Raw genomic sequence first — 19568 nt, 5'->3', positions numbered from 1 at the left:
AAATTTCACGTAAGTACAACAGTTAGTAGAGTTCAATGTTTTTTTCTACTTTTATTTGAATAAATGAATGTATGAAAAAAATATTCCTAATAATATATTTTACCATTTTATTCGGGCCTCTACCGCTTATCGCACAACAAAAACCTGAAGTTGCGCACACTGACTCTACAAAAATCTATATAGACTCCGCCGCAAATACTGAACGCGACAAGCAATTGAATGCCGTGACGCAGCTTTCGTTACAACGGCTTTCTGATTCTTTGAAAAGGACGGAATTAAAAAATAAGGTTGCAGATCTGAAACCAGAAGACATAGACCAAAAAGTAATTTTGCTTAAAGCATTAATGGACTTGAAAAAGCAAGATTCAATTCATTTGGTTAAGCAAAAGCAAAAAATAGATTCCCTAAGAAAATTTGTGAAGGCGTTTCCAGTAAAATTTGATAGAGACACCTTATTCTATTTATACGCGAAATTAGGAAGCTTTACTGCTTCTGATAGAGCTGACGCACTTACCGTAAGAATGAAGCAAGTAAGTGAAGATTTGGCCTTTAACAAAGATTCGATTGCTATCTTACCTGCAGAGCAGACATTAGACCTTGTTTATAAAAATAAGTTATTGATTTCTGTTTCAGAGCAAGATGCGCTTTGGACCAATCAACCTCGAGAAAAATTAGCCGACAGCCTGAAAATTGTTATTGGAAATGCTGTAATTAAATATCAAAAAGACAATAGTTGGCAAACGCTAGTTAAAGAAATTCTCTTAAGTCTTTTGGTAATTGGTGTGGTAACTGCTTTAATTTATGGAGTAAATCGATTTTTAAAACGCTTAAATGACCGAGTAAAGCTTCATACACAACTATTTAATGAAGGTTTTAAAATCAAAAACTTTGAAGTGCTTACTGCCGACAGAAAAGTAAAGCTTTTCGATCTCATCATAAACATAATTAGATGGGGAGCAATTATTTTAATTGTGTATTTAGCTTTACCTGTGCTATTTAGCATATTCCCGTTTACAAGAAATCTATCCGACAACCTAATCAATTACTTTCTTAGTCCGGTAAAGAAAATTGGTAAATCTATTTTAGACTACATCCCAAATCTAATTACCATCTTGGTTATTTTATTTGTATTTAAATATGTATTAAGATTTCTAAAATTTTTAAAAATTGAGATTGAATGTGGAAATTTAAGAATTAATGGTTTTTATGCCGACTGGGCAAGCCCAACATATCAAATTATGCGGATTTTTATCCTTGCATTTATGTTGATTGTCATCTTCCCATATCTTCCCGGCTCAGACAGTGGTGTATTCAAAGGAGTCTCCGTTTTTATTGGGGTGTTGTTCACCTTTGGCTCGGCAGGTGCACTCGGCAATGTAGTTGCAGGATTGGTGCTTACTTATATGCGGGCTTTTAACATCGGTGATCGTGTACAGATTGGCGAAGTAGTAGGAGACATTTTGGAAAAAACAATTTTGGTAACTCGGATCCGCACGATTCAAAACGAGGTGGTGTCCATCCCAAACTCAACGGTGATGAATAACCATACCATTAATTTTAGCGCAGAAGCCAATAGTTTTGGTTTAATTATACACACTACGGTTACCATTGGGTATGATGCGCCTTGGAAACAGGTCCATCAATTGCTTATTGACGCAGCATTAAATACCGAACTCATTGAAAAAGACCCAAAGCCTTACGTTTTGCAAACAGGTTTAGAAGATTACTACGTGAGCTATAAAATTAATGCATTTACAAAACAGCCAAATAAACAGGCCGTAATTTATTCTCATCTGCATGCAAACATTCAGGATAAATTTAATGAGGCAGGAGTGGAAATTATGTCGCCACATTATAGGGCAATGAGAGATGGAAACGCAACAGCTGTGCCTACCGATTATCTTCCAAAAGATTACGTGGCGCCGGCATTTAAAACAGAAACACAACAACCAAAATAATTTGGTCTAACAAATTATATTCCTACCCAATGAGTACTCAAGAAATTATTGCCATAACCATTGTTCTGGCAGCTTTATTTGCCTACATAAACCATCGCTTTATTAAATGGCCGCCCACTATCGGGATTATGGCAATTTCTCTAATTTGCTCCGTACTATTGGTTACAATCGGCAATGGAAAATCTCTCGTATCAGAAAAAGCAGTACAGTTGGCGCTTTCTGTCGATTTTCAAGATGTGTTAATGAATTTTATGCTAAGCTTTTTGTTGTTTGCAGGTGCCATACATATAGATTCTGCAAAACTTAAAAAAGAAAGTCTACCTGTCATTGTCCTAGCAACCGTAGGCATTTTAATATCAACTTTTTTAGTGGGCGGAATTTTATGGCAGATGCTCGTTTGGTTCGGTATTCCGATCCCTTTTATCTATTGCCTCATCTTCGGCGCGCTCATATCTCCTACAGATCCAATAGCTGTAATGGGTATTTTAAGCCGCTCAAAAATTCCAGAGTCGCTGGAATTAAAGATTGCAGGGGAATCCCTGTTTAATGACGGGGTAGCTGTTGTCATTTTCGTAAGTCTTGTCCAAATTGCACGTTCTAGTTCTGGCGCTTTCGACATAGGAGATGTTGGCATACTATTTTTAGAAGAAGCAATGGGTGGCCTCATATTTGGTGCCTTGCTTGGCTATATTGGCTATTACGCTTTAAAATCCATTGATGATTACAATGTGGAAGTACTTATTACCCTCGCCATAGTGATGGGTGGTTATTTCATAGCTGGAAGGCTTCATGTTTCTGGCCCGTTGGCAATGGTAGTAGCGGGATTAATAACTGGCAATAAATCTAAAAGAGAAGGCATGAGCGATGTTACTAGAGATTATTTAGGGAAATTCTGGAAGATGATTGATGAGATCCTTAACGCAGTGCTCTTTTTATTTATCGGGTTAGAGATGTTGATTATTAAAACAAACATCACCGTGTTTTTAATTGGGCTAATTTGTATTTTAGTGGTACTCTTTAGCAGGTGGATTTCTGTTCTGATCCCTATATTCTTACTTCGATTTAAAGTTAAATTTGAGAAAAATGTAGTCTCTATACTTACTTGGGGAGGTTTGAGGGGTGGAATTTCTGTCGCTTTGGCACTGTCTTTAGGTCCAGACATGTACAGAGACCAGTTTGTACTCATTACCTATATTATTGTGGTTTTCTCTATCTTGGTTCAGGGATTGACAATTGGTGCTTTGGCAAAAAAATTAAAGTATTAATTGGGTGGCATAAAATCATCTAAAATAATTGAAAGAAAAAAACTGACATGGGCTTTAAAAGCCTTACGGAAATTGTTTAATTTTTTTACCCTTTACACGAATAGATAGCGCTATTTAACATTGAGATATTTTTAAAATCGCTACAAATATCTATTTTTGATTTTAAATAAGTATCCCAATCCCCTATTTGATGCCCAATAATGTTACTCCTTTAATCGACAAACAATTGTTGGAAATACTGGCATTGTCAAAAGATCCAACAGCCATTTTTATAAACGATCAATTGAGGGTAGCATTTGTAAATGATGCAATGTTAGCATTTTGGGATAAGTCGAGAGATGTTACCGGTTCAAATTTAGACGAGATTATGCCCGAATTTATCGACCAGGGATTTATCTCAATACTAAGAAATGTATGGCAAACCGGCGTTAGTTATAAAGCACAAGACCAAGCTGCAGAATTGTACCTTAATGGAGCACTTCAAACTCGCTATTTCGATTTCATCTATAAATCATTAAAAAATGAAGATGGGAAAACCTATGCTATTTTAAATACGGCAACAGAAGTTACTGATCGAGTGTTAGCGTTGGCCCTTATAAAAGACAAAGACAAGATAGAAAAAGACCTGCTGAAACAACTATTTGCTGCAAATGAAGAATACCGAGCAACCAACGAGGAACTTCGTATTTCTAATGAGGAACTTTCACTTTTAAGGAAGGAGATGGAAACTGTAAACCAATTGCTTAAAGTTTCTAATACTGGCTTACAAGAAGAAAACAATAAACTTACCACGAGCGAAAAAAAGGCACTTGCAATTTTCTCTGACGCACCGATAGCAATGGGCATTTTTTCCGGCGCAGAAATGCGGATTGAGAGTGCGAATCAAAAATTGTTAGAAATTTGCGGAAGGCCAGCATTCGTAATTGGGATGAGGCTTGCAGATGCAATACCAGAATTAAAAGGGCAGCGATTTTTGCAAGCGCTAGATGATGTATTTCAACAAGGCTTGGCCTCGTCTCTTACAGACGAGCGTGTCGTTTTAATCCGAGATGGGGCAATGACCGAGGGATATTTTAATTTCATTTATCATCCAATAAAAGATCGCTCAGGCCAAACAGAGAGCATCATGTTGGTTGCCAATGAGGTTACTGAGCAGGTTTTAGCAAAACAAACCGTGCAAAGCTTAAATGAAAATCTGGCCGGAATAAATGAGGAATTAATTGCTACTAATGAAGAAGTTAGTTTCGCCAATGAATATGCGAAATCTGCCAACCACCGGTTGACACTAGTAAACGAAAAACTTAGCGCATCGCGCAAGCAAGTGATCGAAGCCGAACAGTTTTTAAGGCAAGCGATCGAAGCTGCAAATATTGGAACTTGGAATTTAAATATTCATACAGGAAAGTTGATGACTTCCCGTCGGCTGAAAGAACTTTTTGGTTTCTTGGAAACCGATGACCCAACATTATCTGAATGTATCGCGCAGATTTCTCCAGAATATCAGAACATCATGACACAAGAGGCTGATAGCTCCTTACCTTCCGGTGGCGATTACGACCTCTCCTACTCAGTGATTGGGTTTCGCGATCAAAAAACTCGTTGGGTTAGGGCTGTTGGCCATTTAAGCGTAGACAGTGAGGGAAATATCTATACCTTTGCAGGAGTAGTTATGGATATAACTGGCCAAAAACAGGACGAACAAATAAAAAACGATTTCATATCTATGGTAAGTCATGAGCTAAAAACGCCATTAACCTCGCTCATGGCCTATATCCAGATGCTTCAAATTGTTTTAAAAACTGCCACGGACGTAAGAGTGGTGGATATGTTGAAAAGATCCAGAAGCCAAGTAACAAGAATGAATAAAATCATCACAGGGTTTTTAGATGTGTCTCGGTTTGATGGCGGTAAACTCTATATCCAGGCTTCAAATTTTTCGTTACAACAACTTATAGTAGAGATCATAGACGAGGTGATCATTACATCAACTACCCATAAAATTATCTTTGAATCTAAAGAAGATGTCCTTGTGAATGCCGATCGAGATAAAATTGGCCAAGTAATTCAAAACCTCATAAGTAACGCTCTAAAATATTCTCCACACGGAAAAGATATCGAAATTTCTTATCAGCTAAAAGACAAAATGGCAAAGGTGAGCTTTAAAGATCATGGCATGGGTGTTAGAGCCGAAGATTTAGACAAACTTTTTAATCGATTTTATAGAATTAAAAACAACCGAACTAAAACAATTGCAGGATTTGGCATAGGTCTATATCTTTGCGCAGAAATAATTAAACGCCATAAAGGCCAAATATGGGTAGAAAGTGATGGTTTCAGCGGATCGACATTTCATTTTTCAATACCAATTTTTAGGCTCTAGAAAGGCACTCGATTAAAGATGTAAACTCAGTATTGCGCCCAATAGGGAGCGCTTGTAAAAACTATAAATCAGTTGACGCAGAAAAAATTTACCATTTATGATAGGAAATACATTTTTACGGATAGACTGGAATAACATTTTGATGGGCGATGATAAATGGCAATTTGTATTTGAGATTGCTTTTAGGACTATTCTGATGTACTTTATCATTCTTATTGGGTTGAAGTTATTAGGAAAACGAGGGGTTAAGCAACTTTCTGTTTTTGAGCTTGTGGTGATTATTAGCTTGGGATCTGCAGCAGGCGACCCTATGTTTTACAAAGAAGTTGGGCTAATCGAACCACTTGTTGTTTTTGCCGTCATCGTTGGCGCTTACAGACTTACCACATTGGCTATGGCAAAAAGTGAGAAGTTTGATAAGCTAGTAGAGGGCGATGCAGTTTATCTCATAATAGATGGCGAATTTTCTCTAGTAGACTTTAAAAAAGAAAACTTGGCTAGAGATGAGTTTTTTTCTGAACTACGGCAGCAAAGTATCTCACATCTCGGTCAGGTTGAGACTGCAATTTTAGAAACTTCTGGCAATCTAAGCATTTATCTATACGAAGATGAAAAGATAAAATATGGTCTGCCCATACTTCCAAAACTATTTGACCAGGCGAGCAAAGATATCTTTACAGCAGGAATATATGCTTGCGCATTTTGCGGAAACGTAAAAAAATTAGTGCTTACAAAAACCCATGTATGTGAGAAATGCGGGAAAAATGAATGGGTCAAGGCGATTAATTCCCGAATTGTAAAATAGTGGTTTACTGAACTTTCCTCAATCAAATAGCTCAAAAATCAATTTAAAAGAAAATTTTTTTCCGGGTCGATCTGCTTCATCCATCTAAATTAAAGTCGAAATAATGTGCAATAAACGCTTCGGTAGATTTGCCGAAACTTATTTGAATGGTCGACAAAATTTGGAAGAGACGTGAGCGCTCAGCATTTGGATAAATAAGCAGCTGGCTTTCTTCCTAGAGGAAAAACAGCATCCAACTATTACATTAAAAATTATTAGGGCAAAGTATTGCCTTTAATTAATATTTTCAAGAAAGCAATAGTCCAAGTGATTTTGTGGTTAATTGTCCATATTTCCATTAAAGTTTGGAAACCGTGCCTTGGGCATGGTTGGCGCAATCTATCGTTTATAGACCATCGAATAACTGTAAAGATTTATTAAATAAGTGTCTAAGATTTTAAAGAGATTCGGTGATGTAAAACCATCAGACGACTAAAAAGAGCCCCATTATTTCCTATATCCGATCATAATGCCTATGTTCTGCTAAACAGGAATCTAAATTAAATGAAAGAAATAGGTAATCTTAAAAAGTCGTTTGGATTGAGGATGGCCATCATTATGGTTATGAGTGCTATAATTGGCACAGGAGTGTTCAAAAAAGTTGCTCCAATGGCAGAAGGATTGCTGTCGCCAGGATTGGTTATGTTGGTATGGGCATTGGCCGGAGTGGTCATTTTATGTGGAATATTAAGTATTGGTGAATTAGGCGCGATGTTTCCAGAATCGGGAGGAGCTTTCTACTGGCTAGAGAAAACTTACGGAAAGTTAGTTGCATTTTTATATGGGTGGTCGTGCTTTACCGTTATTCAAACAGCGGCTATCGCTTCTGTTGCATACGTTTTTTCTGGCGCACTTGGCACTTTTTTCCCCTTGCCACACCTTTCTCAGCATTTAGAATCTATCACTATCTTCGGCATTATCCAACCTTTAGACAATATTGGCGCAAAGATCATTACCAGTTTAATGATCATGTTGCTCACCTTCATCAACATCAACAGCACCAAAAAGGGAGGAAATTTAAGCCGAGTTTTCACATATACCATAGTGCTAAGTATTCTTCTTATTGTAGCATTTTCCTTAAGTAGCGCTGTAGGCAGTTTAAAAAATTTGTCAACGAATTCCGTTACTTATCCGCCAAGTGGGTTTGCTACCAACTTTGGCTTTTTAGGAATTTTGGTCATCGCCATGCGAAATGCTTTTTGGGGATACGAAGGTTTTATTGCTTTAGGTTTTATAGGGGAGGAACTTAGAGAACCGAGAAAAAATATGCCGAGGGCGATGTTGGGTGGCATATTAATGATCACCCTAATTTACCTTTTGGCTAATTTTGCCTATTTATATGTGATGCCCATCGATGAACTAATCGCCAGTTTAAAAGCCGATAAGAATTTGATTGCAGCCGTAGTTGTTGTTAATAAAGTATTTGGAACGGGGGGAGCTTACGCGGTTAGTGCGATGATTCTGGTCTCTACTTTTGGCTGTACCAATGCAACTATTCTACTATCCTCTAGGATTTATTATGCGATGGGGAAAGATAATATGTTCTTTAAAGACGCAGGAAAAGCACATCCTAAACATTATACTCCTCACAAATCGCTAATTTACCAGTGTATTTGGGCCTGTATACTTGTATTTACCGGTTCGTTTGATTTGTTAACTGATTTAGTTGTAATTGCTGGATTTCTATTTTATGGCTTAGTAGTATTTGGTGTGATTATTTTACGAATTAAAAACAAAGATACTTTTCGACCATATAAAACTTGGGGATATCCGGCTGTGCCTTTGGTTTTTGTGGCAGTTTGTATTGTGCTGATGGTTGTATCCTTTATCCAATCTCCTGCTAAAGCAAGTGTGGGAATGTTGCTGATTTTTACAGGGTTACCATTCTATTACTACTGGAAAGCAAAAAACAAAAAAATAGAAAAGCAAAAATTCTTTGACGGCTAAACTGTCACACAAGTTTAATACGGATTGACCTACAATCGATTTCGCAAGCAGTTTTGCAGTTTAGGATGATCTCCGGTTTATGTAGGTTTGCGCTTAGCAATTAATCCCGATCAAATAATAGTTTTCCTGAGACACCAAGTGGTCATACACCGTAAATTCTGCACGTTTGTCGTTTTAATGGGCTCATATAAAATCGCATTCAACTTATTGGTGAGCATTAGCAAAATCCCTTCATTGACCAAAAAACGTTCTGATTCGTCGGGCAACAAATAGCGACCGTTTCCCAATGGGATCACCTTATCTTCAATACCGATATCGGAAGCTAAACGAGCGAAAAAATAACCGCCTGGTTTAATTGCGCTCCACATGGAAATCAACATAGCCTCGAAATGAACTGCGCTTTTCGCAAAATGTAGCACTGCACTACTTATAACTAAATCAAATTGGAGATTTTGAAAGGGTAAATGCTCGGCAAATCCAACCCTAAAATTACTAGGCGGGTTTGCCAGAAACAGCTGCTTAGACAGTTCCCGGACGCATGCAACACTGTCCGCATCCGGATCGACACCAAATACTTTGTATCCTTGCTTCAAAAAAAAAACGAGATTTCTGCCGCCGCCGCAGCCAACATCGAGAATGGATTCGCAATTGACATAAGTCCCTTTTAAAAGTTGATCGAGCAAGTAAATATCAATATTACCAAACTGCTCGGCTAAATTTTCGCTTATCTTCTTCATCTATTCATCAATATTTATTAACCTATAACTGACAAGCTATTGTGTGCAACAAGTTCAATTATCTTTTGGAGTATATTCCCAAATCTACAGTTTTTGGCGCTCCCAGCAAGTCAAAAACAGACTTCGACCATTAGGATGAATCCTCCTGCAGAAGTGAAAATAGCACAAAATCATTCACAAAAAAACCACTACAACATTTAAAGTTTAGTGGTTTCTAGCTTATCTATTGAGCGAAAAAGGATTTATAAATCCCGCATATCAAATAAAATCGCTGCATAGATCTTTTTGCTACAATTAAAAGTTTCTTTCTGTTCCTCTAAGAAATCAGCAAAATTATCGTTCGTTCGATAAAATTTGAAACTCTTGTTCTGAGAGCTCTATTTCTGCAGCCTTTAAATTTTCCCCTAAGTGGGTTATGGACTTGGTACCGGGAATTAGCAGAATATTTGGAGCACGTTTTAATAGCCAAGCCAACGCAATTTGAGCAATTGAAGCTTGATGATTTTCAGCGATATCCTTTATTTTATCCTCAAGGCTCGATGGTCCAGAGGCTAGCGGAAACCAAGGGATAAAAGCCAATCCATTTGAGGCCGTAAAGTCTAAAACATCTTCCCATTGTCTATCGCCAAGATTGTACTTGTTCTGTACCGAGACTATTGGAAGCAATTCCTGAACTTTTTTAATCTCCTCGACTGTAACTTCGGAAAGACCAACATAACGAATCTTGCCCGCCTTTACAGCTTCTATAACCGGCGCCAACGTTTCTGCGACATCAACATTTGGATCTATTCGATGTAATTGCCACAAATCAATTGTATCTACTTTAAGCCGTTTTAGGCTTCCCTCTATATTTTCGATAATGTATTCAGGGGAACCATTTGGAACCCAATTATTTGGGCCAGGCCTATCAAAGCCACCCTTTGTTGCAATTAGTATTCCCTTTTTGTAAGGAGCAAGAGCATCTGCAATTAACTTCTCATTAAATTTCGGACCATATGCCTCTGCGGTATCGATAAAATTAACCCCCAACTCAACCGCCGCACGCAACACTTTTATCGCATTCTCCCGACCAGTTACTTCACCAAAAACACCTTCTCCGGTTAGCTGCATCGAACCATAACCCAAGCGGTTGATTTCTATATCTCCAATTTTGTATCTTAATGATCTATTTTCCATATGTATTTTCTATCTAATAAAGGAACAAATATTTAGGAGTAATGTTTAGATGACCAATTATTAGGACTAAAAACGGCAGAAGCTCAATATTATCGGTGCCTATTAAGTTACAATCCAGTAGTAACCTAACTAATTACAGAAAATTCTACAGTTGTTTGAAAAGGTTAAATTCTGATGGCTGCTGAAAATGGACCATCGATAACCCGAGCATTTTACTCTTCGATACTTTTATTTCCAACCAGGCATTTTATCAAGTGTAATTACGTTTGGCATATTGTGTATAGATCTTATTTGTTCAATGGTATTGTCTTGAAGTTCCAATTCTGACCAACCCATAAAAAACACCCATTTGGGCTGCGTTAATAAAACGGTATGATCGGGAAGTTTCGTGCACTCTCCTATTGCAATGGATTTGCCAACTGAAGCCTCCAACATCAATTTATATTTTTCGTCCGTATATCCGCTGCTGTCGTACACATCAAGCGCGGCAATGTCCCAATACTGCAGATTGGGTTTATAAACTTTGAGATCGTCTTCCAAGGTTTTAAAATCTTGCATATCCCAAACCCAAATTAGGTTGGTCAGTTTTTTTTCTTTTACCATATAATCGTGTAGCATCTCATACAGTTTTAAAGTTCCATTTGGGCCAGGGCGACCGCCCCACCAAAATACGCCCTGATTCATCTCATGCATTGGTCGCCACAATACTTCCACATTTTTCGCTTTCAACTGTTGTAGGTAAAAGCAAACTTCATCAACCCGTGCTTTCCATTTTTTATTTAGATCACTTCCATTGGTGGTAATTTCCTCCCATTGCTTATCTGAAAGTTTACTCAGCACGCCACCTTGCCAACCACAAGGTTCCACTAATGCTGGATTACAAGCGTGCCACATTAAGTTAATTACAGCACCTTTTCCCCACTGGCGTACCGCTTCGTTAATCATAAGCTGCCGATCATTAATGTTGTCTGCCTGAAATAGAAAATCACCACTCCATAAAGCCGGAAAATGGCCTGTTACAGAATCTATCTTGTTAGTCCATCGCGCAGGCGCGGCACTTGGTTCTCTATTGTGAATGCCCGATAAAGTTTGCTTTCCAGATATGCTATTAAAGAATTTAACTACCTGAAATCTCGATTTTTTTTGCGCTTTTGCAAAGGTTGCCATGAGAAATATAAACAAGATGAATATTGTCTTTTTCATATGGTTTGTATCTGTTTTTGGTTAAATTAATGCCGTTTCCAGCTTTGAGCTAATTGACAAGGTAGCAAAACTTAAAAATACGTAAATCATCGTTTATAGCAAATACTCGGACGGTATTCTCTAGGTTATTTATAAGTGCGAAGCAACAAATGAGCAGCTTAACTGCTAACAACATTAATGGAGATTACCTTAGAAGATTACATCAATTTCTAGCAGCTACGGAATCTCCATATCACAAATTAGTTACAAGCCTCAAAAATCCAGACCTAAATGCATGCCGTACGTAAGCGCTAATTGGTTACAAATTTTATTGTTTGGAGAATTATTTGCCAAATAGTATAATCTAGGATTATAATAAATGAGTGAAAATCAGAATAACTTGCATTACCGATGTGCCATCGTTGACGACGATCCACAGTTTTTATTTATATTATCTTGTTTCATAAATGCAATCCCAAAATTAAAATTATGTAGAGAATTTCTCAACCCACAAACTGCAATAGACAATATCTTAGAAGAAGATGAGATTGACTTTCTATTTTTAGACATTAGAATGGGAAATATATCTGGTTTGGATGTGGCAGCAAGATTAAGAGATAAGGTAAAGTTTATTGTATTTATTAGTGGAAGCAAAGATTATGCACTTGATGCACATGCAGTTGGTGCTGACCACTATTTGGTAAAACCTGTCAATTTTGATGATTTTTTAAAGATGGTGAATAGCGTTTTGCACAGAAACAGACGTTTTATAAAAACCTATTAATTCCTAAACTTAGCAACATTTGTTCTTTTAAAATTGCCAGCGCTTTATAAGTCAATTTTTTAAAAATTTTTATAACCCTAACTTATAATTTTATTTTTTTAAAAAAGTCAGGTTTTGAACGCCTTCGATTGTACAATTTCGAGCAGGTTGGCTATAACCATGAACGTAGCTTAAGTTTAACTTTTAGAGAAAAGGCCGCAATATCCATTGCAGCCTTTTATTGTCAACTAACCTTAATTGTAGAATACTAACCAAATATTTTACAATACAAAGCTAAGACTAAAAAATAAAACCGTCTTAAATGAGATGTTAATTGTTGTTAAATCTTGTTCCAAAAATTTTAATGCAGCAGTTAAAAAGAACATTACTGATCTATATAGCACAGTTTTAGTTCAATGCGATTCCCTATTTGCACCCTCACACCCTTGTTTGTCGGCTGCCAAAAAAATTCAGAGCTTTAGGAAAACTAGCATTTTTTGTAGGGCGAAAGACCTGGTCACTTCTTCATCGTATTCGAAAAAACGGAAGAGTAACTCCTAATAATTCAAAACCGCTGGCTTAAACACCATCATGAATCCCACCATGTTGAACATGGAAAACAGCTTCCTGCGCATTTAAAAAGGATTTGAAAATAATATCTGATGGCACAAACTCTTGATAAATATAAAACTACCGAGAGAAATAGCTATTAAAATAGCAAAAAATTATCTGCGATTACGGTATTTATCGAGCAATTCTCTTTTAAAAGCTTCTTGAGCTCTATAATACTTTCCTACGGTTTTTATCGGTAGCGCAGAACGCAATTTATTGTAGTATTTTTTTTCAGTATTGAGCTCACGTTGCTTAAAATCGAATTCGCTTGTTATTAAGGACTGCACTTCACCGTCGCTTAAATCATCAATTTCGTCCACTTTTCTAAAAGAAATCATCTTTTGCATGCGCTCCTTGCGTAAGTTTGATTGTTCGGTTTGCATTTCATTATATATTGGCCAAAAAACTTTGGCTTCGTTCGGCGAAAGATCCAATTTACTCGTGAAAAAAGCAATCTTCATACTTTCTATTTCTCCCGGCTTTGGTCGTTGCGCCCAAATTAAAGTAGGAAAAGCAAACAGCAATAAGGCGCAAATAAAATTCTTCATCATGGTTTTATAAATCTTGAGCAAGTTCGCCCGTAGTATAGTGATTTAATAGATAATTTTCCATTTCTGCATCTGTGGTAGAAACAGCCTTACCCTTCGCCATTTTCTCTGTGTCAAGATGTTGTATAATGGTACTCTCGTCAATATCGTATAAAAACTGATCACTAATGCCTTCTATTTGAGCCGAGTTTTCAATCGTTGGAAGGCTATGACGACTGTAAAAGTAAAGTCCAAAAGAAGAAACCAATAATAAACAAGCAGCAGTTGCATATTTAACTAAATCCCTCTGCAAAAGCTTTAAGATTTTTGGTGCCTTTTTCACTTTATCATCAATTGTTCTTGCAACTATTCTATCTTGGAGCTGCGAGAAATAATTTTCCGGCACTGTAAAGGCGCTTTCTTGCTTAATATTTTGTATTAACGTTATGTTTGTTTCAATTTTTGAAGAAAGGGTTTTGAAATAATCATCAGGTATTTGAAGCCCAAAATGTTGTTTGTTCCCCGATAGTCCAGCTAAGAATATCGCATTTTTCGTTTGCTCCTCTAACCCCTCAAAATAGTGTGAAGGCGTAATAAAAGGATTACGCCTAGATGTTTTCGCTAAATATGGAGCAAGATCAATCCATTCGTTATTTTCTGTCTCTTTGTTCATTTCAAATATATGGATACATTAAATATCAAAAGGTTTAAAAGTCTATTTCATCATTTGTTATGATTGCTTCTATTTTTTTTGCGGCAATATGGAAAGAAGCTTTTAATGCGCCAACAGAGGTGCCTAAAATCTGAGAAATCTCCTCATATTTAAGGTTATCAAAATATTTCATATTAAAAATGAGCCGCTGCTTTTCTGGTAAGGTGAGGATTGCCTTTTGAAGTTTGAGTTCCAATTTATCTCCATTAAAATAAGATGGGGCAGTTAGATTTTGAGCCAAAACAGGCGATACCTCATCTAGTGGGATGTTCTTGTGTTGTTTCTGTTTGTTCAAAAAAGTAATGGATTCATTTGTTGCAATGCGATAAATCCAAGTATAAAGTTGAGAATCGCTTCTAAATTTGTCTAAATTTTTCCAAACTTTAACAAAAACTTCTTGGATAAGATCATCGCTATCGTCATGATTTAATACCAAACGACGAATATGCCAGTAAATTTTTTGCTGATATTTTTGCAAAAGCAAGTTAAACGCCTCATTTTTTGTCTTTTCTATGGCAAACATGGAAATGATATCGGCGTCTTCTATTACTTTCATCTATTGGTTTAAAATCTATTAAATATGTAAAAGCCACCAATGCAAGTACTTATAAACGTGATGCATTGGTGGCTAAAATAAGTTGTTATAACCTACTATTTTTTTCTTCCGATTACTTTTTGCGCTGCTTTCACTACGTCAACGGAATCTAAATGATACTTCGTCATCAACTGATCTGCAGTCCCACTTTCTCCGAAAGAATCATCCACGGCAACAAATTCCTGAGGACTAGGCAGTTCAGTAACCAGCAACCTGGCTACGCTCTCGCCTAAACCACCAAATTTGTTGTGTTCTTCACAGGTTACCACACAGCCTGTTTTCCTAACAGACTTTAAGATGGCCGCTTCATCTAAAGGTTTAATGGTATGAATATTTATAATTTCTGCGTCGATTCCTAATTCGGCTAATTTTTCCCCAGCTTCAATTGCTTTCCAAACTAAATGACCGGTTGCAATAATGGTTACGTCTTTTCCTTCGTTTACCATCCAAGCTTTTCCTATTTCAAACTTCTGATCTGGATCGGTAAATACAGGCCATTTTGGTCTACCGAAACGAAGATAAACCGGACCTTCGTACTCTGCAATAGCCAAAGTTGCAGCTTTAGTTTGATTGTAATCACAAGGATTAATTACCACCATACCTGGCAGCATTTTCATTAAACCAATGTCTTCTAAAATTTGATGGGTTGCGCCATCTTCACCAAGCGTTAAACCGGCATGCGATGCACAAATTTTTACGTTTTTATTAGAGTAAGCAATAGATTGTCTAATCTGATCATAAACTCTACCAGTGGAAAAATTTGCAAATGTACCTGTAAAAGGGATTTTTCCACCAATCGTCAAACCTGCAGCTACGCCCATCATATTTGCTTCTGCAATGCCCATTTGAAAAAAGCGTTCAGGGAAGTCTTCTATAAAAGCTTCCATTTTAAGCGAGCCAACCAAGTCTGCACATAAGGCAACTACGTTTTCATTCTTTTTCCCTGCTTCATGCAAGCCGACGCCGAATCCAGACCGGGTATCTTTTTTTTCTGTGTATGTATATTTTTTCACGATGTCTTTGTTTTTACCCCAAACGCCTAAGATGGTGCTTGTTTTATTTTGGTATAAAATTTATTTTCCCCCTTGGGAATGAAGGCGTTTAATAATCGCCCAATGTTTCTGGCAATTGTGCCAATGCAATTTCCAACTGTGCCTTGTCTGGTGCAGAACCATGCCATTTATGAGACCCTTCCATAAAATCTACTCCAGCACCCATTTGCGTACTCATCAAGTTTAAAATTGGTTTTCCTTTTCCGGTAAGAGTTTTTGCAAAATGTAATCCCTCTAAAATTGCAGTCATATTGTTTCCATCAGTGTTAATCACATGCCATCCAAAAGCTTCAAATTTATCCTGCAAACTATCTAAAGAAAGTACATCTTTTGTAGGCCCATCAATCTGTTGGCCGTTATAATCTACGGTACAAATTAAACGGTCTAACTTATGGAACGGCGCAAACATTGCCGCTTCCCAATTCTGTCCCTCTTGCAACTCTCCATCGCCATGCAACGAGTAGATGTAAGATTTATCTTCGTTTAACCTCTTGGCCAATGCGGCCCCAATGGCTACAGACATCCCCTGACCTAAAGACCCAGAAGCAATTCTAATGCCTGGTAGACCCTCTTCTGTGGCTGGATGGCCCTGAACTCTAGAATTCAACATTCTATAAGTGGCGAGTTCCTTTATATCGAAGTAGCCAGAGCGAGCCAACGTACTGTACCAAACTGGAGAAATGTGGCCGTTAGACAAGAAGAAAATATCTTCATTGTTCCCGTCCATTTCAAATTTTTCCCTGTGGTTTAAAACTTCGAAATAAAGTGCCGTGAAAAAATCCGCGCAACCTAATGAGCCACCTGGGTGGCCAGATTGTGCACCATAAACCATACGGATGATGTCTCTTCTGATTTGTGAAGCGATATCTTCTAATTCTTTTATTGTGTGTTTCATTTAAAAAATCTATTTATCAAAGGTAATATAATAAGCTTTATTGCCTAATTATCGGCCTATTAAATCTAACACTTGCTGCGATGCATTCTTGGTGTCTACTTTTTTAATAATGTGTTGTATGTTCCCTTGGTCATCAATTATAAATGTACTACGAGAAATACCCATATATTTTTTCCCATACATATTCTTTTCTCCCCACACGCCATAGCTTTTAACCACTTCATGGTCTGTATCTGCAATTAACGGGAAAGGTAAACTGTGTTTGGAAATAAACTTTTTATGGGAGTTTTCATCATCAACACTTACACCCAAGACCACAATGTCCTTGGCTTGTAAACCTTGATAGTTGTCTCTAAAATCACATGCTTCGGCAGTGCAACCTGGTGTGTCATCTTTTGGGTAAAAATATAAGACGACTGTTTTGCCACGATAAATGTTTAAAGAAATGGCTTCTCCATTTTGGTCTGTCGCTTCAATTTCTGGCGCTTTATCGCCGATTTTTAATTCTTCCATTTTTTTAATTTATCATTTTTTACCTAAGAAAGTCGATTTTGTATGTTTTTACGTTGTCTTTCATGTCAGAAACAATCAAATTCAAGGTATGTTTCCCAATGTTTACTTCGTCATCAAAACTATACCAGAGCGTTGCGGTCTTTGTGTCAAACTCCATCAAAACCCATCTACCATCTATGTAACCGTTAAAACTCTTTATTCCGGAAAGGTTATCTCTAATTTTAAAAAGCATTTTTCACGTACCCGCCATGTTCTTTCCTGCTGAAATATTTAATGGAACAATGGTTGGCGCTAAGGTATCTACACTGATGTAAAAGCTCCCAAATGTTTTTAATGTTGCGCTAACGTAACCATTTTCAAAACTTCCGCCCTGCGAGGCTCCGCTAGTACTTACGATAACCGCTTTACTCTGGAAGTTTTCCGGCAATTCGTCGGCCTTAATGGCAAATCTAAAACCTATGTGAAGGGGGATAAATTTATTACACACTTGATAAACATTTGAAAAAGCCTTCGACGTTAGCTTTGGTAATTTCTTAAAGTCGAACTTTAAATCGCTGTAAAGTGTGCCTTGAGGGAAGGTAACTTCTAGGTCATCGTTGGCCATTTTATTTTCTTGATTGTATCTAAAAACGAGCCCTTCCTGTGCTGCTGTTGGGATATAATTGTCTTTTGAGGCTTTTACACTAAATTTAACCACAGATTCGTTTCCGGTTGCATCTGTAACAATGTATTTTAGTTGATGCATTTTACCATCGGCAAAAATGATTCTACCTCCATCAACCAAATTGCTATAAATTTTTAATGGATTGCCAGGTTCTATAAAACTTTTTTGAATTTTTACATTTGATTTTAAGAAACTTGGGTAATCGATATGCGCATTTACCGCTCTGCTATTTTCAAATGCAAAACGCTCTAATGCCGAGGTAAAAACCGTTTTACCATCTACTTGAAGTTGAATAGAATAGACGCCATTTGTTCCGGATTTCCCGTTATGTCTGTCTGTCGATACGATTCCAAACCCAACTTCCCCCGACAGGCTTAACGGAGCTGTTACAACGTAATTCCCAGCCGAGCCGCTTATCGGAATCGACTGTTTTAGAATGTGTTCATCGAAACTTCGCCCATTTAATTGGTAAACATAAATCCCATGAATTACCGGAGGAATATTATCCGGAATAACAATCCCAAAAAACTGCGGATTGATGGTTTCCTCCGTTTTACTATCTCTAATTTCAAAATGCAAATGTGGTCCGCCTGAACTTCCGCGATTTCCAGAATAGGCAATTATCTCCCCTTTACGGACAGGGATTAAAGTTTCATTTGGATAATTGTCTAACTCGAATGTTTTAGCTTGATACTGTAAATCTTTGACAATAGCCGCAATTTTTGGCGAAAATCTCTGCAAATGGCCGTAAACCGAAGTGTAACCGTTTGGATGGTTGATGTACAGCGCTTGCCCAAAACCGCTATTTTGTACACGTAGCCTAGAGATATATCCATCCGCAACAGCATAGACCGGATATCCTTCCCGCTGATTTGTTCTAAAATCTATACCAGAATGAAAGTGGTTTGGCCGCAATTCTCCAAAAGACCCTGCCAGGGCAGGTGGCGTTATTGCCAAAGGTTGCCCAAAATAGGTAAGTGGATAACTGTTTCCACTAAAAATCTGCTGCGCGGATAAGCGCGTGCTTACAAATAATGTGCATACAATAGAAAGAAATATAAAAATATGGTTTGATTGAGGTTTTATTATGTTTAGCATTTATTTTACTTCGAAATTTAAAAGTTGCTTGTCCATTAACCAAGCTTCCAACTTATCGCCCTTATGCACCTGCCCCACACCCGCTGGCGTTCCTGTAAAAATTAAATCCCCTTTTTTTAAGGTAATGTATTGGGATACAAAAGCAATAATTTTTTCGAATGAAAAAAGTAAATCCCTTGTATTTCCCTTTTGCCGTGTATCTCCATTAATTTGAAGTTCGAATTCCAGGTCGTAAAGATTGGCGAAAACTACCTTTGGTACAAAAGCACTGATTGGCGCAGAGTGGTCAAATGCCTTTGCAAGCTCCCAAGGTAATCCTTTCTCTTTATGTCTTGTTTGAATGTCGCGAGCTGTAAAATCAATCCCTAATGCAATTTCGTCAAAATAGTTACTTGCAAATTTCTCTGCCACATGCTTGCCTTCTTTCGCAACTTTTAAAACTACTTCCACTTCAAAATGAATATCTGAAGAAAAATCTGGTAGATAAAAAGGCTTATTGTCTTTAAGAATCGCCGTATCAGGTTTTAAAAAAATGACCGGCGTTGTAGGTACAGGGTTATTTAATTCTTTTGCGTGTTCGGCATAGTTTCTGCCAATGGCGATGATTTTCATAGGATGCTAAAAAAAGAAAACGACAAGGATGATCGA

The 19568-nt window shown here is 37.4% G+C and carries 18 protein-coding genes; 6 read left to right on the top strand and 12 right to left on the bottom strand.

Translation table 11 applies throughout. From position 1 onward, the window contains the following. Positions 1-71 precede the first annotated feature (71 nt). The 5 genes from ACVWYG_RS05135 (at position 72) to ACVWYG_RS05115 (ending at position 8394) form a co-directional block, all read left to right on the top strand. A complete protein-coding gene (locus ACVWYG_RS05135; protein ID WP_457269081.1) occupies positions 72-1958 on the top strand; it encodes a mechanosensitive ion channel family protein in 1887 nt (628 codons plus the stop codon). A 29-nt stretch (positions 1959-1987) separates the two neighbouring features. After that, complete coding sequence (locus tag ACVWYG_RS05130) at positions 1988-3223, top strand: cation:proton antiporter (protein WP_457269080.1); 1236 nt, start codon at positions 1988-1990, stop codon at positions 3221-3223. Between the two features lie 190 nt (positions 3224-3413). Further along, the gene (locus ACVWYG_RS05125; RefSeq protein ID WP_457269079.1) at positions 3414-5603 is read left to right on the top strand and encodes an ATP-binding protein; all 2190 of its coding nucleotides are present in this window, start codon (positions 3414-3416) and stop codon (positions 5601-5603) included. Positions 5604-5700: 97 nt separating this feature from the next. Then, a complete protein-coding gene (locus ACVWYG_RS05120; protein ID WP_457269078.1) occupies positions 5701-6408 on the top strand; it encodes a DUF421 domain-containing protein in 708 nt (235 codons plus the stop codon). Between the two features lie 543 nt (positions 6409-6951). Further along, positions 6952-8394 carry an APC family permease gene (locus tag ACVWYG_RS05115; protein WP_457269077.1) on the top strand — a complete coding sequence of 481 codons (1443 nt, stop codon included), beginning with the start codon at positions 6952-6954 and terminating at the stop codon, positions 8392-8394. A gap of 110 nt (positions 8395-8504) precedes the next feature. Here ACVWYG_RS05115 and ACVWYG_RS05110 read toward each other — a convergent pair whose 3' ends face one another. The 3 genes from ACVWYG_RS05110 to ACVWYG_RS05100 form a co-directional block, all read right to left on the bottom strand. After that, positions 8505-9131, bottom strand: a complete 627-nt coding sequence (locus ACVWYG_RS05110; protein WP_457269076.1) for a class I SAM-dependent methyltransferase — start codon at positions 9129-9131, stop codon at positions 8505-8507. 333 nt (positions 9132-9464) lie between these two features. Beyond that, positions 9465-10307 carry an aldo/keto reductase gene (locus tag ACVWYG_RS05105; protein WP_457269075.1) on the bottom strand — a complete coding sequence of 281 codons (843 nt, stop codon included), beginning with the start codon at positions 10305-10307 and terminating at the stop codon, positions 9465-9467. 228 nt (positions 10308-10535) lie between these two features. Continuing rightward, positions 10536-11510 (bottom strand): glycoside hydrolase family 26 protein, encoded by a 975-nt coding sequence (locus ACVWYG_RS05100; protein ID WP_457269073.1) that lies wholly within the window; start codon positions 11508-11510, stop codon positions 10536-10538. 358 nt (positions 11511-11868) lie between these two features. Between ACVWYG_RS05100 and ACVWYG_RS05095 the strand changes: the two genes are divergently transcribed. Further along, positions 11869-12273: a LytR/AlgR family response regulator transcription factor gene (locus ACVWYG_RS05095; RefSeq protein ID WP_457269072.1), complete on the top strand. Its 405-nt coding sequence runs from the start codon at positions 11869-11871 to the stop codon at positions 12271-12273. Positions 12274-12977: 704 nt separating this feature from the next. Here ACVWYG_RS05095 and ACVWYG_RS05090 read toward each other — a convergent pair. From ACVWYG_RS05090 to ACVWYG_RS05050, 9 genes are all read right to left on the bottom strand, one after another. Then, the gene (locus ACVWYG_RS05090; protein WP_457269071.1) at positions 12978-13415 is read right to left on the bottom strand and encodes a hypothetical protein; all 438 of its coding nucleotides are present in this window, start codon (positions 13413-13415) and stop codon (positions 12978-12980) included. A 4-nt stretch (positions 13416-13419) separates the two neighbouring features. Next, on the bottom strand, positions 13420-14064 hold the full coding sequence (locus tag ACVWYG_RS05085; protein ID WP_457269070.1) for a hypothetical protein: 645 nt from the start codon (positions 14062-14064) through the stop codon (positions 13420-13422). A gap of 34 nt (positions 14065-14098) precedes the next feature. Continuing rightward, entirely contained in the window at positions 14099-14650 is a 552-nt protein-coding gene (locus ACVWYG_RS05080; RefSeq protein ID WP_457269172.1) for an RNA polymerase sigma factor, read from the bottom strand. Positions 14651-14754: 104 nt separating this feature from the next. After that, positions 14755-15711 carry a transketolase family protein gene (locus ACVWYG_RS05075; protein ID WP_457269069.1) on the bottom strand — a complete coding sequence of 319 codons (957 nt, stop codon included), beginning with the start codon at positions 15709-15711 and terminating at the stop codon, positions 14755-14757. Positions 15712-15799: 88 nt separating this feature from the next. Beyond that, a complete protein-coding gene (locus tag ACVWYG_RS05070) occupies positions 15800-16645 on the bottom strand; it encodes a transketolase (protein ID WP_457269068.1) in 846 nt (281 codons plus the stop codon). Between the two features lie 48 nt (positions 16646-16693). After that, positions 16694-17158 (bottom strand): thioredoxin-dependent thiol peroxidase, encoded by a 465-nt coding sequence (gene bcp / locus ACVWYG_RS05065; protein WP_457269067.1) that lies wholly within the window; start codon positions 17156-17158, stop codon positions 16694-16696. A 19-nt stretch (positions 17159-17177) separates the two neighbouring features. Further along, the gene (locus ACVWYG_RS05060) at positions 17178-17390 is read right to left on the bottom strand and encodes a hypothetical protein (RefSeq protein ID WP_457269066.1); all 213 of its coding nucleotides are present in this window, start codon (positions 17388-17390) and stop codon (positions 17178-17180) included. Between the two features lie 3 nt (positions 17391-17393). Further along, a complete protein-coding gene (locus ACVWYG_RS05055; protein WP_457269065.1) occupies positions 17394-18920 on the bottom strand; it encodes a M23 family metallopeptidase in 1527 nt (508 codons plus the stop codon). Further along, entirely contained in the window at positions 18921-19532 is a 612-nt protein-coding gene (locus tag ACVWYG_RS05050; RefSeq protein ID WP_457269064.1) for a fumarylacetoacetate hydrolase family protein, read from the bottom strand. Positions 19533-19568 lie beyond the last annotated feature (36 nt).

The organism is Pedobacter sp. UYEF25, from assembly GCF_054061655.1.
The sequence above is the reverse complement of the archived record's forward strand: the minus strand, read 5'-3'. Positions and strand labels throughout refer to the sequence as shown.